The 16,066-nt window shown below is 35.9% G+C and carries 10 protein-coding genes, 2 tRNA genes and 4 pseudogenes; 5 read left to right on the top strand and 11 right to left on the bottom strand.

The features are described from left to right. Positions 1 to 5 precede the first annotated feature (5 nt). Positions 6 to 1,404 (bottom strand): annotated as a pseudogene (locus OPR49_RS06015) (IS4 family transposase). Between the two features lie 81 nt (positions 1,405 to 1,485). Between OPR49_RS06015 and OPR49_RS06010 the strand changes: the two are divergent. The 4 genes and pseudogenes from OPR49_RS06010 to OPR49_RS05995 all read left to right on the top strand — a co-directional run. Continuing rightward, positions 1,486 to 2,100 (top strand): annotated as a pseudogene (locus OPR49_RS06010) (tRNA pseudouridine(55) synthase TruB); the annotation flags it as partial. Between the two features lie 12 nt (positions 2,101 to 2,112). Then, complete coding sequence (gene rpsO, locus OPR49_RS06005) at positions 2,113 to 2,385, top strand: 30S ribosomal protein S15 (protein ID WP_265026947.1); 273 nt, start codon at positions 2,113 to 2,115, stop codon at positions 2,383 to 2,385. Between the two features lie 14 nt (positions 2,386 to 2,399). Next, positions 2,400 to 4,673: a polyribonucleotide nucleotidyltransferase gene (gene pnp, locus OPR49_RS06000; RefSeq protein ID WP_265026946.1), complete on the top strand. Its 2,274-nt coding sequence runs from the start codon at positions 2,400 to 2,402 to the stop codon at positions 4,671 to 4,673. 205 nt (positions 4,674 to 4,878) lie between these two features. Next, positions 4,879 to 5,737: pseudogene (locus OPR49_RS05995) on the top strand (IS66 family transposase); the annotation flags it as partial. A gap of 197 nt (positions 5,738 to 5,934) precedes the next feature. Here OPR49_RS05995 and OPR49_RS05990 read toward each other — a convergent pair. The 9 genes and pseudogenes from OPR49_RS05990 to OPR49_RS05950 form a co-directional block, all read right to left on the bottom strand. After that, a complete protein-coding gene (locus OPR49_RS05990; protein WP_265026757.1) occupies positions 5,935 to 6,879 on the bottom strand; it encodes an IS110 family RNA-guided transposase in 945 nt (314 codons plus the stop codon). Between the two features lie 351 nt (positions 6,880 to 7,230). Further along, a pseudogene (locus tag OPR49_RS05985) lies at positions 7,231 to 7,784 on the bottom strand (coenzyme F420-0:L-glutamate ligase); the annotation flags it as partial. A gap of 1 nt (position 7,785) precedes the next feature. Next, positions 7,786 to 8,265, bottom strand: coding sequence for a dihydrofolate reductase (locus tag OPR49_RS05980; protein WP_265026945.1), 480 nt, complete (start codon positions 8,263 to 8,265; stop codon positions 7,786 to 7,788). Beyond that, complete coding sequence (gene folP / locus OPR49_RS05975; protein ID WP_265026944.1) at positions 8,259 to 9,560, bottom strand: dihydropteroate synthase; 1,302 nt, start codon at positions 9,558 to 9,560, stop codon at positions 8,259 to 8,261. Before folP ends, OPR49_RS05980 begins: the two co-directional genes overlap by 7 nt. Next, complete coding sequence (locus OPR49_RS05970) at positions 9,560 to 9,958, bottom strand: dihydroneopterin aldolase (protein ID WP_064125106.1); 399 nt, start codon at positions 9,956 to 9,958, stop codon at positions 9,560 to 9,562. Before OPR49_RS05970 ends, folP begins: the two co-directional genes overlap by 1 nt. A 39-nt stretch (positions 9,959 to 9,997) precedes the next feature. Next, positions 9,998 to 10,654, bottom strand: a complete 657-nt coding sequence (locus tag OPR49_RS05965) for a CADD family putative folate metabolism protein (protein ID WP_265026943.1) — start codon at positions 10,652 to 10,654, stop codon at positions 9,998 to 10,000. Between the two features lie 78 nt (positions 10,655 to 10,732). Beyond that, positions 10,733 to 10,809: transfer RNA gene (locus OPR49_RS05960), tRNA-Ile, on the bottom strand. Positions 10,810 to 10,851: 42 nt separating this feature from the next. After that, entirely contained in the window at positions 10,852 to 11,175 is a 324-nt protein-coding gene (trxA, locus tag OPR49_RS05955) for a thioredoxin (protein ID WP_182320954.1), read from the bottom strand. Between the two features lie 114 nt (positions 11,176 to 11,289). Next, positions 11,290 to 11,910, bottom strand: coding sequence for a ribonuclease D (locus OPR49_RS05950; protein ID WP_265026942.1), 621 nt, complete (start codon positions 11,908 to 11,910; stop codon positions 11,290 to 11,292). 173 nt (positions 11,911 to 12,083) lie between these two features. On the opposite strand from OPR49_RS05950, the gene OPR49_RS05945 reads away from it, so the two are divergent. Beyond that, a tRNA-Gly gene (locus OPR49_RS05945) sits at positions 12,084 to 12,156 on the top strand. Positions 12,157 to 13,168: 1,012 nt separating this feature from the next. Here OPR49_RS05945 and OPR49_RS05940 read toward each other — a convergent pair. Then, entirely contained in the window at positions 13,169 to 15,967 is a 2,799-nt protein-coding gene (locus OPR49_RS05940) for a WPE palindromic element domain-containing protein (RefSeq protein WP_265027539.1), read from the bottom strand. Positions 15,968 to 16,066: the final 99 nt, after the last annotated feature.

Raw genomic sequence — 16,066 nt, 5'->3', positions numbered from 1 at the left:
TACTATTACCCACAAATATGAGGTTCGTGAGCAAGTCGCCATCCTTCTGCTAAATCAAAGAGACGTTTATATCCTTTCCAAAGAACATAAGGTCCTGGTTCTGGGTCATTTTTTCTTGCTAAATGGCCTCCAAGTTCATGAAACAGCTTCTTTTATGTTGGGAACTACACTTGGACATGGTTTTCTGTGTATTTTAACGTATAAAACTTTCCATTCCTCTTCAGCTAATAAGGTAGTACATGGTAATGTTGGGTTAGCTCTTGCAATTGATGTAATAAAGAAGATCCTCCAAGCAATAATACTCACAACTGTTAGATATCTCATTAGTCTTTCTGCTATTCCAAGCCTACATTCTTCAACTTTGAGACCGGATTTAAAATTTTATGTAATATCTCTATTTTCCATCTAAGGCAATACCAACTAATTTTTTCAACAGCTTCATCGAAAGTATTAACTGAAAGATTCGTTAATAGCATCCATTCTAGCGGTTTTTTTTAAGGGAAGGGGAGTTTTCTCAACAACATAAACTGCATAAAGTGGTAATTTAGGTAGTTCTTCCGTCTTATGCCTAATATTATTCTTAGATGGATTCATCATAAACTTTCCAAATCTAACTTCCAAACGTGCTGTTCTTTTTGGCTTATTATCTTTTACAGGAACTTCAACTTCTACCGTACCTGCACAATGAGAGGATTTAATAAATGCCCATAACTTCTGCTCACCTTTTTCAGGATATCGAGATTTTCTATTTACTGCTCTATCTCTGCATGCTCTAACTAGCACTGCCGAATTAAGATTATGTGCAAGCTCAAAAAAGTCATATATATCTGCTTCTCTATCGCATACAGTTATAGTCTCAGTTTGAGTTGGATCAATAATATTATTTGTTTTTCTTAAAGTTTCCAACCACTTTACGCTTTCTTTATCTTCAATGCGATCGCTCTTTTTTTTAAGGTTCTCAGTTTCTTCAGGTCTTGAATAAACTTTTTGATCTAGTATCCCTAGTACCAAACCTTCTATACTAACGGCAAGAGCTGTATGCATTATAATACCTTTTGCAGTATCATAACTGGACAAATTTGCTAATCCGCTTGTTTTTTTATGGTTATTATATACAATGTAACTGGTATCTTGAATGACAAGAACCCTCTTGTGAGCTTTTGTTCTCTCAACCGTCTTATTAATATGTGTAGCTAAAATATCACTTTCTTTTACATTCTCATTTTGAAAAAAACGGTATGCTGCTTTTGCTTCTGACCAACTTCCGCATGCCTCATTAATTGAGCTTTCAGGTAAACTTATCAAACTATCAGCAATCTTTACTAATCGGTCAGTTAATCTTTTATCTCCAAGTACAGCATCTCCAAATTCATTTTTAGCCCATTCATTACTCTCGTTTGCCATTTTTATACCCTCAATATTTGCAAACTTTAATATTGTAATATTTTACTTTTTAGTCCATTTATATTTGTGGGTAATAGTAAGATAAATAATAGTGCAAATTTTTCTATGATATGCGGTAGTGGTGTATATGTAAGATCAATTGCTCGTGATCTTGGAATTGCATTAAATTGTTTTGGACACATTACAAAATTAAGAAGAACTATGGTAGGTGACTTTAGAGAAAATGAATCAGTGACAATTGAGCAACTTACTAAAAAAAACACAACAACTTACTCTCCGATGTCATCCCAGTGCTTGACACTGGGATCCAGATATACAAATACTTACAAATCATGTAATGGACAAAAGATTCTAGGAGCATATGTCAAAAACAATGTTCGTGATGAAATAGGCTTGATCCCAGTGTCAAGCACTGGGATGACATCGGAGGGTGGGATGACAGAAGATGATGGAGTGACAGGGAGTAATACAAAAAGTTTCGTCATCCCCATTGAATCGGCTTTAAAATCGATGTTCAAAGTTGAAATTTCCCTAGAAGATGCGGGGCAAATCAGAAAAGGTCAGGAAGTTGTATTAAATAACTTGCGTAATTTAAAGAATTATGATATTTGTTGTACGATAGTGGGTAGTGTACCTATTGCAATCTGCAGTTTTATTTATGGTTGTGTGAAACCTATTCGTGTTTTTAATATTTAAAATGAGGTTTAGATGTCGATAACATCCGAAAAGAAAAAGAGTTTGATAAATATATATGCAATTAAAGAAGATGATACAGGCTCATCTTTTGTACAATGTGCAATTTTGACCGAGAGGATCAGTAACTTAACTGAGCATTTTAAAGTGCACAAGCATGACCATCACTCTAAGCGTGGTTTACTTATATTGATAGGTAGAAGACGCAAGCACTTAAATTATATAAAGCGTAAATTTGGTAATGAAGCCTATCAGAAATTAATAGAGAAGTTAGGCATTAGAAAATAATCGAGGAATTTAATATGTTTAAAATTATAAAAAAATCTATAGAGTGGGGTGGTCGTGCCTTATCTTTAGAAACAGGAAAAATAGCACGCCAAGCTCATGGTTCAGTAGTTGTAAATTACGGTGATACTTCTGTTTTAGTAACTGTTGTACGTAAAAAGAAGGAAGAAAGCGTTGATTTCCTACCTTTAAATGTGCAGTTTATCGCAAAAAGCTATGCCATGGGTAAGATCCCTGGCGGGTTTTTTAAAAGAGAAGGCAAGCCATCTGATAGAGAAACTTTAATCTCAAGAGTAATAGATAGAAGTATAAGACCACTATTCCCAGAAGGATTTCATGATGAAATTAGTGTGGTGTGCAATCTATTAACTTATGATACAGTCAATCCTCCTGAAGTGCCAGCATTGATTGGTGCTGTTGCAGCTCTTGCAATTTCTGGTGTTCCCTTTCACTTTACTATAGCTGGAGTGATGGTTGGTTGTGATGAAAATAATAACTATATACTCAACCCTTCTGTTCAAGAGATGAAAGCAAGCAGCTTGGATCTGTTTTTGTCTGGTGATGAAAATTCAATTTTAATGGTTGAATCAGAAGTGAAAGAGCTCTCTGAAGAAAATGTTTTTAATGCAATAAAATTTGGCCATGAACACCTTAAGCCTGTCATTAAGCTCATAAAAGAGTTTGCTGATACAATTGGCAATAAACCTAAGAGCTTTGCTCCTATTGATACATCAGATATAACACAAGAGCTCGAAAAATACGGTAAAGATTTTGAAAAAGCATATTCGCAAACAGTAAAACAAGAGCGAGTTCAAGCTTTAGAAGCGATCAGAGAGAATATATTGAATACTCTTAAAGAAACTGGAAAAGACGAAAAGTTAATTATGTATGCAGTAAAAAACTTTGAAAGATCTTTAGTACGTGAAATAATTAGGAAGAAAGGTGTAAGGATAGACGGTCGTAAGCATGATGAGATACGTCAGATAGAAGTTGAAGTTGATATTCTGTCCAAAACTCACGGTTCTGCACTATTTACAAGAGGCAATACTCAGGCACTGGTTGTTACTGCTCTTGGCACTACTCAAGATGAGCAAATTGTGGATGATATTGAAGGGGATAGACGTGAGCATTTCATGTTGCATTATAACTTTCCCTCATTTGCTGTTGGAGAAACTTCTGCTGCACGTGCACCAGGAAGAAGAGAAATCGGTCATGGCAAACTTGCTTGGAAAGCAATTCATCCTGTTTTACCCGATAGATCTGAATTTCCTTATACAATAAGAGTAGTGTCTGAAATTTTGGAGTCTGATGGTTCTTCTTCTATGGCAACAGTTTGTGGGACTTCTCTTGCTTTAATGGATACAGGTGTGCCAATAAAGGCCCCTGTTGCTGGAGTTGCTATGGGCCTTATTAAAGATAAAGACGAGTATGTGATACTTTCCGATATATTGGGTGATGAAGATTATCTTGGTGATATGGACTTTAAAGTAGCAGGAACTAGTGAAGGAGTTACGGCACTACAAATGGATATGAAAATTTCTGGTATAAGCTTTGAAATTGTTGAAAAATCTTTAGAACAGGCAAAAGCTGGAAGATTACATATTTTAGAAAAAATGAATGCAGTGATTTCAGAACACAGTGATGATGTCAAAGACCATGCACCAAGGATGTTATCATTTTACATAGATAAAGATAAAATTCCTGCTGCTATAGGTTCTAAGGGGAAAAATATACGCAGTGTGTGTGAAAGAAGTAATGCAAAAATTGAAATAGGAGATGATGGTAAAGTTTCTGTTTTTGCCACGAGTGGCACTGAAGCTGAGATTGCAAAGAGTATGATGATTGATTCAATAACAGAACTAGAACAAGGTTCTATAGTTGATGTCAAAGTTGTAAGAATAGAGAAGTCTATTGTAGAGCTTGAATTTCTTAATGGCAGAAAAGGAAAAATGCACATAAGTGAAGTAGCTAATGAACATATAGATTCTATAGAGAGCGTACTTAAACAAGATGATACTTTCAAAGCACTAGTAATTGACTTCGAAAAAGGTGGGTGTCCAAAGTTGTCAAGACGTCGGGTTGATCAAGAGACGGGAGAGTTTTTTGAAGGTGAGCTTTACAACGAGGAAAGGAAAGATGGTCCAAATGACAGGGATAATTATTACAATAATTCATTTAGTAGAAAACCTGGAGGAAGTCACCATAAGAGGCCTCCTCGTCCTCGTTCTGGTTTCAGCAACAGAAATAGGCCGAAATTTGGTAATAATGATTCATCATCAGGTTTTTATTAAGAGTAAACTTCTTGCGTTACCTCTCGTCATTCCAGTGCTTGACACTGGAATGACACCCTTTCTGGTGAAGGTTGTTCTCAAATCACAATGTTAGTACAATTGTGGTGTTAGCTATAGCTAACCTAAGGTATCCGTTCAGCGGAGTGGTAGAATAAGGTAGACAAAGTGATCTAAAAAGATAATCATAGAGCAAAAGTGAGGTAATGTGGTAAACCTTTTAGAACTCTGCAAAAATTTACAGCAAAAAATAGAAAAGTTGGAAGGGAGGATAGAAGAGTTAGAGGCAGAAAATAAGGCCTTGAGGATTGAGAACGCTGAGTTGAAAGAGAGGCTTGGTTTAAACTCGAAAAATTCATCTCTACCGAGCTCTAAAGAATTGTACAAAACAAAAAAGGACAAGCCAAAAAGCGAAAGGAATGTTGGCGATCAGGTTGGGCATAAAGGAAATTTTCATGCCACAATGGAAGCGGATAAAGTAGTAAAAATAGAGTTGCCTAATATTTGCGAATGCGGAGGAGAGCTTGTAATATGCGAAAAACCTTATGTTCACCAAAAAGTTGATCTTCCGGAAATTAGGCCTTATGTAGTAATTGGAACATGGTCGTTGTCGGAGATGCAGAAAAAGAAAAAGTAGCAAGTTACCAGAAGGTGTTACGCCAGATACATTTGGTCCAAGGGTTAAGTCTATAATTGCAGCACTCAGCGGATTTTACAAAAACTCAAAGCGTGAAGTGGCTAGTATCATAAATGACATTTTTAATTTGAACATAAGTGTTGGCAGCATATCAAATAGTGAACACAGAGTTGCATTAAAATGCGAAAAAACATATGAGCAAATCGAACAAGAAATAAGCAGAAGTGAGGTTTTGCATATCGATGAAACCAGTCACTATAACAAAGGAAAACTTGGCTGGTGTTGGATGTTTGCAAGCAATACGGCAAGTTTTGTAAAATTGACAGAATCAAGAGGAATGAAGGTTTTGCAAGACAGCACATTTTGCAATCGCAATAGTTTGATAGTAACTGATAGATCAACTAAGTTTTTTAAATTTTTTGAATCTAGTCTTATTACAACTCTTATTTATAATTTTGTATTCTTGTTCAATTGAAAAATGTATTTTTGGCAATAAAAACCCTAGTTTATATAGAAAGGAATTTATGTCAAATAGCTACCACTACTTAGGTTTTATGGTTAATGAGTATGTGCTTTAAGTTTGTGTGGGCGCACATATTCATTAACCTACTTTCTATGCAGTTTTTTTTATTTCATATTAATTGCTTCCTTAAGTCTTGCATTTGCAATTACTATGATTTTTCCCATTAGAGCCGTTATAGCTACCATTTTCTTTTTACCTCTACCAATGAGATCAGAGTAAAAAGCACCAAGTGCAGATTTAGATCTTGCAGCAGCCATGGAAGCTGTAAAAAGCTTTTTACGGACACTACTTCTACCACCTGTTATACTTCTGTAACCAATAGATTTTCCACTTTCTTTTGGATGCGGGGCAACTCCAGCAAGACTTGCAACTTCTTTTTTGTTTAGGTAGCCAAGTTCTGGCATAAGGCATATAAAATCTTGAGATAACTTGATACCTATTCCCGGTACCGTTCTAAGTATTTTTTGGCGCTTTTGTAACTCTAGATTTTCATCAATGATTTTTTGTATGGCATTATTGATCTCATTTATCTGACCGTTAAAAAAGTCAATGGTTTTTTGGCAACTTTCCTTTATATGCTCGTTTTCAGGTGTTTTCAGTCTACATTTCTCTTGAACTCTCATTTGTGTAATGTCATCACGTCGTTGACAAAGTGCAACTAAGGCTGTTTGTTCTTTTGACATAGGTACAAATAGAGATAGAGTACTATAGCGTTCATATCCATATTGAGCAAGAGCTCTTGCATCTGATTGATCAGACTTTGCTAAAGTTCCATGAGATATGACAAAGCTTTTTACTTTGCGAGTATTAGCTCGATGTACAGCAACATTCTTATCAACAAGAAAATGTGCTAAGCCAAGCTCATATTTTCCAGTGTTTTCTAAAGTTACTAGAGAATTAGGTAGGATATCTGAAAATTTTTGAAACAACTGTTGCCAACCAGTAGCATCATTGTCAAACTTGATAGTGCTCCTTTGGTTGTGAGCTGCAGCAACATTTTTAAATTTTCCGATATCAATTCCAATGAAATTTTGATAAGATGTAATCATAATAAATAACCTCGATAGTTTAATTAATTTAAGATTGTAAACGGGTGCATACATATGTCCCATGCAACTATTCAAACGTATCGAGAGATAGGGCTAGTGTACCTTGATCTATACGGTTGTAATACCAATATCCACTCGGTCGCACATGCCCGTGATAACTCTATTTCTATAGTGGGTAGAGTTATCTTTCCCTCTTAATTTTATTTATATCATATTTTTAACTTACAATATCTTCACACTTTTTTCTTCTTCTGTAGTTGGCGGATGAGTAAGAAAGTGAACCTTTGGTGCACCACTAATTATTGCCATCGGTGTTTGCTCTGCCCCTTCTCCCATAACTAAAACAGCAGATGTTGCCAGTGCATCAAGAAGATTGACTTGTGTTACTTGCAGTGGTTGATTATAAAATCTGGCTTGCCTATATAGGAATAAAGTGGTTCAAATCCACACCAACCAAGAGCAACGCCCGTAACCCCAAGGCGCATAGGTGTTATGTTACTATCTGTAATCAAAATACCAAGATGTTTTATGCAGTGTTTTGTCTTGAGATAGTTCCATATTGATAGAGCTGTTTTCTGAACATCCTTTGGGTATAAAATATACATTTCATTACCATTTGATTCATCAATACCAGCAGATGGAATTAAGATATTGTCTTTGATTGTTAAATAGATGCCGTAAGAATTATGGTCTACATCAACAATTGCATCAGCTTCTCTTTTGATTAGCTCTTCTTTAGAACAAGCAGTTTTGCAAACCACTTGTTTTTGACAAATAGAAATGATTTTTGATGTGATAGCAAGAACAACTTCCTCTCTTAGCAACTCTGAAACATAGCGATCAAGAACCTGTTCTAATACTTCTCCACATTCAATGCGGTGGGTATAAATTGCTTCAACATGCATATTAACGTGTCAGCTTGCATATAGTATAATCTTTTGTTTGAGCAAGAGCGGTTTTATACCATCCATCAAGAAGTGTTAAGTTGAAATATACATCACCTTTATAAAGTCTGTGAATTTCTGTTATGATAAACTCTGAAATTAGATCATACTCCAAAAAAAGGTGCGCTATTTGTGCTCCACCAATCATGAAGACTTTAGAACTACTTTGGATTGACAAAAACTCTTGCATAGAAGAAATAATAGTGCATTTTACTCCTCTGTTAAAACAAGAATTTAATTTGTTACGAGAAAAAACAACAGGGATACGATCCTTCAATATGTTTTGAGGCATAGTTTCAAATGTTTTTCTTCCCATAACAATAACTTGTTTGTCAGTCACCTGACGAAAATAATCTAACTCACTTGGATAATGCCAGGGCAATCCATTATTTATTCCAATTACCCCCTTGGGATCAACAGCCATAATTCCGATAACTAGCATCCCTGTAAAGCAGCTTGAGCTACAAAAAATCGCATGTGATCACGCACATTATGCACTCGAAGGAAATCAACCTTGTTGTGCAATGCAGATGATAAAGCAATTGTTTCTAAATCTCGGTTAAAGACAGGTTCTGTAGAAAAAGAAGAAATAAATGACTTTCTAGAATGACCAACCAGAACTTTGCAGCCAAAACTTTGCAATGCTTCTATATTGCGTAAAAGCCAGATATTCTGATATAGAGATTTGCTAAAACCAATACCAGGATCAATAATGATCGAGCTTTGATCAAAACCTAGAGCTAGTAATCTATTAATGTTCCTTTCTGCCCAATTACTTATGGTATCAATTGGATCAATGTCACTTGGGATAATGTTGTCACTATGTGGTGGTATGGAGAGTGAATGCATAATAACGATACTACATCCACTGCTAGCAATCGCTTTTAAGGTATTATCATCTAGATCTCCCTTCTGATCGTTTACCCAGGCAATGTTGTAGTGCTCCAAAACATTCAAAATAACATCTGGCCAGAAACTATCAATGCTGACTTTAATGTCACCAACTTTCATATATTGATTAAGGTCATCAAGCACTGGTTTTAAGCGTGCATATTCTGCTTTTGGAGTTTGTATTGAGGAGCCAGGTCTTGTTGATTGAGCACCAAGTTCAATTATGCTTGCACCATCTGATAACAGCCGCAGTGCCTGCTTGGTTGCTTGATCTGCATCATAATAAAGACCACCATCTGAAAATGAATCAGGAGTAATATTGACAATACCCACAAGCTCTGGCGAAAGCGTAAAACTCTTTAAAAAACAATCTTGAATATTAGGGATATCATAAGCAACAGTACCGAATGTTTTGTTGATTATTGGAGTATTATCCATAGGGCTCAGCATTGCCATCAAGTGAAGCAAAAATGGTCTGTTTATCAATTCTGGGTGAGGAATCTTAAGGTAGGATGTATCAAGTGTCAGGTTATCCCATAACAAAATATCCAAATCAATAATGCGAGGTGCCCATTTTTCATAGACCTGCGGGCGGCCAATGTCACACTCAATTTGTTTAAGGCCCTTTAACAGCTCTTCAGGAGAAGAAGAACAACTTCCATACACAACCATATTTAGAAATGGCTTGTCCCATTCAGATGGAGCATCATTTGGTAAAATAGCCTTAGTCTCCAGAATAATTGAAGATTTTAAATTTTTAAAATAGCGCTCCTTTAGTAACTGAGCAGCCTTTTGTAAATGGGAAAAGCGATTCCCCATATTTGAGCCAATAGAAATATAGATCATTAGTTATCTTCCTGTTCTTGCAGTGCATTACAATAGGTAAAAAAGACGCCTCCATGCGCATTAGGAACGGGTGGTGCAACTTTGTGAGTAGTCACTCTTATGGAAGAAATAGTATGTTTTTTCTGCACCAAAAGATTATTAATGGCTCTGTATATATCATGGGTTAAGTGCTCGATTAAATTGAATTGCTTGCTCTGAACAAGAGATTGAATATTTTGTACTATCTCTAGATAGCAGACGGTATCTTCAAGCCGGTCAGTCATAAGCCCTAAAGGAGGAGATTTAAAAATAAAATCAACATCAATACTAACTAATTGGGAATGATACTTCTCTTCTGCACTATAGCCTAAATGAACCCAAAGCCGTAAGTCAGATATAAGAAGATTACATGCAGACATTGCATTCCAACATCACTGAGTTTAAGATACTTACAACTACTAACACACGCTAGCATTCATCATTCCATCAAGAAAACCCCACAAGAGCTTTGCTCCCTTTTGAGCACCCTTCATAACTTTATCTTGCTCTTTTTCATCTAGGTCTTCAATAAGATTTGCACACTCCTCAGAATGCCATTCATCAGCATGCATATGGACCGTAAAAAATTGAAGAGAACGCTCATCACTTATTGAATAGTGTTTTTTTAAACCTTCAATTTTAGACTTAGAAACCTCTGGAGTTTGACGTTCATAAGCGTACAAGGCTCCAAGACCTGCTGCAAAACCTGATCGTACAATATCAAAGTAACCGTCAACTAATTCTTGTGTCTCCTTAACTTGTGCATCTTCAAGAAGATCAGACCGTGTTACTCCAAGTCCTTCAGCAAAACGCTTCCATAACTCTGGATGATTTTCATCACCTTGTTCTTCTTCTATCAAATTACCAAGCAAAACCTGTCGCATTTTTAGATCTGGGCACAAAAAATGTATACCACTGATATAACGAGGAAACGCAGCAACATGGTGATAATATTCTTTAGCATAGGTTTGTAAAGCTTGCAAGCTTAAGCTTCCTGTATTCCATGATTGGTAGAATGGATGATTTAGTAAGTGCAATTCATCTAACTTGTTATTTAGAGACTTAGTAAATTTCATTATTTCCTCCATTATATCAACATATAGTTCATATACTACAGCTTTCTCATTGTTACGATCATGCTAAGATCAATACAATGGTGGGATTGGTAGGACTCGAACCTACGACCAATTCGTTATGAGCGAACTGCTCTAACCGACTGAGCTACAATCCCTTTTATCAATATTTATAATACACACAAAAGCAAATTTGTCTATTAGCTTATTTCACTATCAACCCAACTTAGCAAATCATTTGTTGCACCAATTTTGCGTGCAATTTCCTTACCATCTTGAAATATAATCAAAGTAGGTATAGATTGAACCCCATACTTACTTGGCACTTCAGTTTCTCCATCTATATCGAATTTGCAGATCTTAATCTTGCCTTTTCTGTCTTTAGCCAATTGTTCGATACGTGGCATTAGACTCTTACATGGCCCACACCATTCTGCCCAAAAATCTACCAGCACGAACCCTTTATAGTCAGTGACTTCAGATTTGAAATTTTGATCATTTACCGATGTTATATCATCACTCATAAAATACCTAAATTTTTGTAAAATATAGCGCACCAATTAGCAACTAATCAACTAAATTCTTCTGAAAAATTGCCCTAAAGTGTCTTGCACAAACAAAAAACTTCTCACAAATGGTTATATCTGATGATTAAAGATATCCACGTTTTCCCAACCCATTAAGTCTAACTCAATGCGAGTAGGAAGAAATTCAAAGCACTTTTGGGCCAATTCTTTTCTATTTTCACGTTCCAGCATTAAGTCTAGCTTTTCCTTTATCCTATGGAGATACAAAACATCAGATGCAGCATAACTTTTTTGTTTGTCTGTTAAATTTTCATTTCCCCAATCAGAAGATTGCTGCTGCTTATTTAGTTTGGTATCAAGCAGCTCTAAGCATAACTCTTTTAAGCTATGATTATCTGTGTAAGTGCGAACTAAACGTGAAGCTATTTTTGTGCAATAGCACGGAAGTGCCCAAGTTTCCAAGTAATGACGTATTATGCTTACATCAAATCGCGCGAAGTGAAATATTTTAGTTATATTTTTATCCTCTAATATTTTTCTCAAATTTGGCGCTGTATAATCGTTCTTGAGTTGAACTAAGTGAGCGTTGCCATCATTAAAAGAGAGCTGCACAAGGCATAATCTATCTCTGCTATGAAGTAGCCCCATTGCCTCGGTATCAAGAGCTATAGACCTTACATCATCTGGTATTGAACTAGCTGGCAAGTCGTCTTTATATAAAAATATTCCCATAAAGCTTTGTGGAATAATTAAAAACTTATGATAATCAAAAATAAGCCTTAAGTATACGAAAAGATCATAGAAGGAACCACGCAAGTTTATGGGCTCTCACACTTTTCGTGTACACGGGGGTTTACAAATCGCTGTATATGCCTATAATTAAGTAAATTTAGGTTAATTTAATTGCGGGAGTAGCTCAGTTGGTAGAGCGCAACCTTGCCAAGGTTGAGGTCGAGGGTTCGAACCCCTTCTCCCGCTCTTTGCTTTCAAAATCATTTCGTCAAAAATCCCTTGACAAACTCCGCCAGCCCCCTTATCATGAAAGTGAAGCTATTGTATTTGCTTTCGCCAATCTGCAGATTAAAAGGTAAGGATTACTTAATGTATCGGCGTCTTATGTTTAATTTTTTGCAGTATATAGATACTGTATGTCTTTACAAAACTTCATCTACATCTAGATTTTTATCTAAATAAGCTGAACGCGCTTATAAAGCGTTACAAGACATCAAAAAATGCCAATACTCGACAGAGATAGTAAAAGACTAGCTAACTCGGGGATTCTTTGTCTTTTTTTCTGCTTAGTAAATTTCTTAAACGTTTGCAGCGTAAGTTAGTTGCAATTAAAAGCAGCTGAATTTCGCTTGTCAAGCGTTTAAAACATAAAAAACGCCAATATTTTAAAGCGGATAATAACCCCAGGGCTTCTTTTGCCTTTTTTTTCGTTTGGTAAATTTCTTAATGTTTATGGCTAAACGACAACCGTCATCCCGCTACGTGTTAGTGGGATCTCTTGTTAGCAGCTGAGATACCGCGAATGAATCGCGGTATGACGTAGGACTGCTGTCATTCCAGCGCGTGACGCTGGAATCCAGTTCTTATTACCTGGTGTAAAGTTAAGTTTCCTGGATCCCAGTGTCTGGGCACTGGGATGACAAGAAAGAGGCTACTTGGATAACAGAAGAAGGAGGCTACTTGGACAACACCCTGACAACCATCATCCCGCTACGTGTTAGCGGGATCTGGAAATACCGCGGCGGTATGACGTAGGACTGCTGTCATTCCAGTCTGGAATCCAAAAAAGGATGATGTCATCCCAGTGCTTGACACTGGGATCCAGCTTCTATGCAACCTCATCAAAAACATTCATTTAGTATAAACTTTCCATGCTAGTTTGCTTGCTTACAAGCAAACTTTCCTGGATCCCAGTGTCAAGCACTGGGATGACACCCTTTTGGATAGAAACCAGTGTCAGGTACTCGGATGACACCATTTACAACCACTCTCCTACCCTTTCTAGCTGTTTATAGCTGTTAAATCTCAGGAATTTATCAAAATATGGAGAGGCAATAAAGGGTGTGGAATTACTTAAATAGTTAGATAAAAAACCAGGCAGATCATTTTTTAATTCTTGCATTTTGTATCTATAATTTTGTATAGAAATAACTTTTATTTTATCATAATCAAGTTTCCAATAAGCAAGTTCTGAGACTTCTCTTTTTGTTATATGTTCTACCGCTAAGGCTTGTAAAATTAATTGCGGAAAAAACCCCGACATCACTTCTTCATTGGAAGGTGGTGAACCAAGTTTATAGTCTATAATTGCTACTTGCCCACTTGATAGATACTCAACTCTATCACATCTTGCTGTCAGTGAAATTTCTTGTGGCTTATTTGTCATCCAAGCAGTTTCATACTGATCACAAGAACCAGTGTCACGCGCTGGAATATGAAATATCGGACAGGAAAAGTTCTTTTCCAACTCAACATAATTGCTTCGAGTTTCATCAAATTCGACAAAAGATTGAATTATCTTTTGTAGTCTTACCCACCACATATTTGAAAAATTAAACTGACTAGTCGAAAATGCTTCTCGTGCAATGCTCATTGGAGATTTTTTGTTGCGTAAATATCTTGCAAGAATGTTGTGTACCATAGTGCCAAATTCCAATATCGATGGCTTAAAATTCAAGTCTCTTAATTGTTTAAGACCCAGTATATATTCAACGTAAAATGAATAAGGATTACGAATTAGCTTTTCTATTGCACTGCAAGACATCACCTGCATTTTTTCTTTTCTAACTTCGGTTTGAGGTTTTGGCATAGGCTGAGTACATGGAACAATACATTCAGGCGTATTTAATATCCTTAGCCAATCACGATACGGCTGCTTCCCCTCCTTGAGCAGAATTTCCAAACGCTGCAATAGAATTGGCTTTCTATGGCTTAGCGATCTTGTAATATAAACCTTACTTGCACAAAACAAATTGTGTAAAGTATAAAAAAAATACCCCTGCTCTTCTTGCGCAGAAGGAAGATTAAATTTTTCTCTCGTAAGTGCATTCAAAAGCGGACTTTGAAAGCTTGGCGCTTCATTAAATCCAGCAAGTATTACAACTTTGTTGTGATATAAGCTGAATTTATTCAAGTCACTTGCTACAGAGAAAAACTCTTTCTCTAAAAATAAGGTCAGAATTTGGCTATATAACTCTAAGGAGCATTTAATTCCTACACCCTCACATGCATTTGAGAAATTACAGGTAAAATTACCTATTTCACTATTTAGCTCTGAAAAATTTATACCAGATAATATATTAATACACTGCAAATGAGTTGCTACCACATCGAAAATAGAGCAATTTATAGAACGAAGTAAAGGATTAAATACAACCTCTAACTTACTGATAATAAGTAATATATCTTCTTTGTATTTTAGCTTTTTATGGGCATTGATAGCATTTATAATATCGCTCAGGCCATTTGTACTAAAGTTGCGTAATATCTCTATTTCAAATTCAGATAAAATCCGAGTGTACTCTTCTTGAGTGTAACCAAAAGTCACTAGCCTATGTTTAAGGAGCGAAAGTAATGACACACTGCTCCAATTTGAGGTCAAAACTTCGATACTATAAAGCAGAAGCGTTATATAAGGGTAATTTTCCGGTATGGCACTGTGTTGCCTTGATAAACATGCTATACGAGCTGCAAGTAATTTATCAAAGACGACCAAAGAAATGTTTTCATAACCTTCATTTTCTATAATTAATGATGTCACTTGTGCTTCTTCCTCTCTGGAATCACAAGTGATGACTTCAATATTGCCAACATGTCCACTACTAACTTTGCTTAGATCGGCAGTTGTATCAAAGACGTAATCTAGATATTCCTCAGGACTTCCTGTTATCCCAGCCCTTTCTTCTGTCATCCCAGTGCTTGACACTGGGATCCAGTTTTCATTATACAGCCACCTGGTGCGCTCATTTAAAGTTAAGTTTTCTGGATCCCAGTGTCTGGGCACTGGGATAACACCAGAACACGCTTCTGGCAGAAAACTAACATCCCTTCTATCCACTTTTAAATAATCGAGTAGATCTTTCAGGCAATATTGATAGTGTTTTTTATCAAGCAATTTCCAGTCTTTCTCTTTAATTTTCAAATTCAGGTTAGGCAAAATTATTTTTCCAAATGGCAGATCATATATAGCCTTAATTAACGACTTATCCTTTCCAATTCCAACAAAGATTATATATTGGTCTTTTTGTAAAGAGGTTATCATACTGTTTATGTAATCACTCTTATGTTCTAATATATCTACTACTCCTAAATCTTTTAAAATTTTATTCCATGTTTCAATAAGTAAATTTATGAAACTTTCTATTTTTTTTGAATGTTCATCGAACTCTGCCATTTGGGTATACTGAATTTTATCAAGCAATGATGGCAGGCTATAAGCTAAATCAATTGGAAAATTATCATTATTTTTTCTATTCCACTCCAATATGAATTGAATGAGTAGCAGCGTCCTTTTTGTTGGCTTGATAACTTTGACTCTATCAAGATTTAATATTAAATCCTCCTCATCGATGTTCTCTAGCGAAACTATCTCTGGCAAAATTATGCATTTTTTAGCGTTATAATTCTTGAATGCACTCAGCAGCGCTATCACATCCCTCTTGCAAGGAAGTATGATCTTTACTTCAGGGATTTTTTCTCTTTCATATTCAGAAAATATATGCTGAACCAGCACATCGAAAAGGGATTCATCCACATTAACGGTAAAAACTCTTCCCACTAACAGTAACAATTAATACAATACTTTTATTGTATAGAAATTATTCAAAATATAAACGTGCTTGTATGCTATTATATATTAAAATCTTTTATAACATTA

This window comes from Wolbachia endosymbiont (group A) of Bombylius major (genome assembly GCF_947251895.1).
GTDB classification, from domain to species: Bacteria; Pseudomonadota; Alphaproteobacteria; order Rickettsiales; family Anaplasmataceae; genus Wolbachia; species Wolbachia pipientis.
Note: the sequence above shows the minus strand (reverse complement) of the source record. Positions and strands in the feature narration are given on the sequence as shown.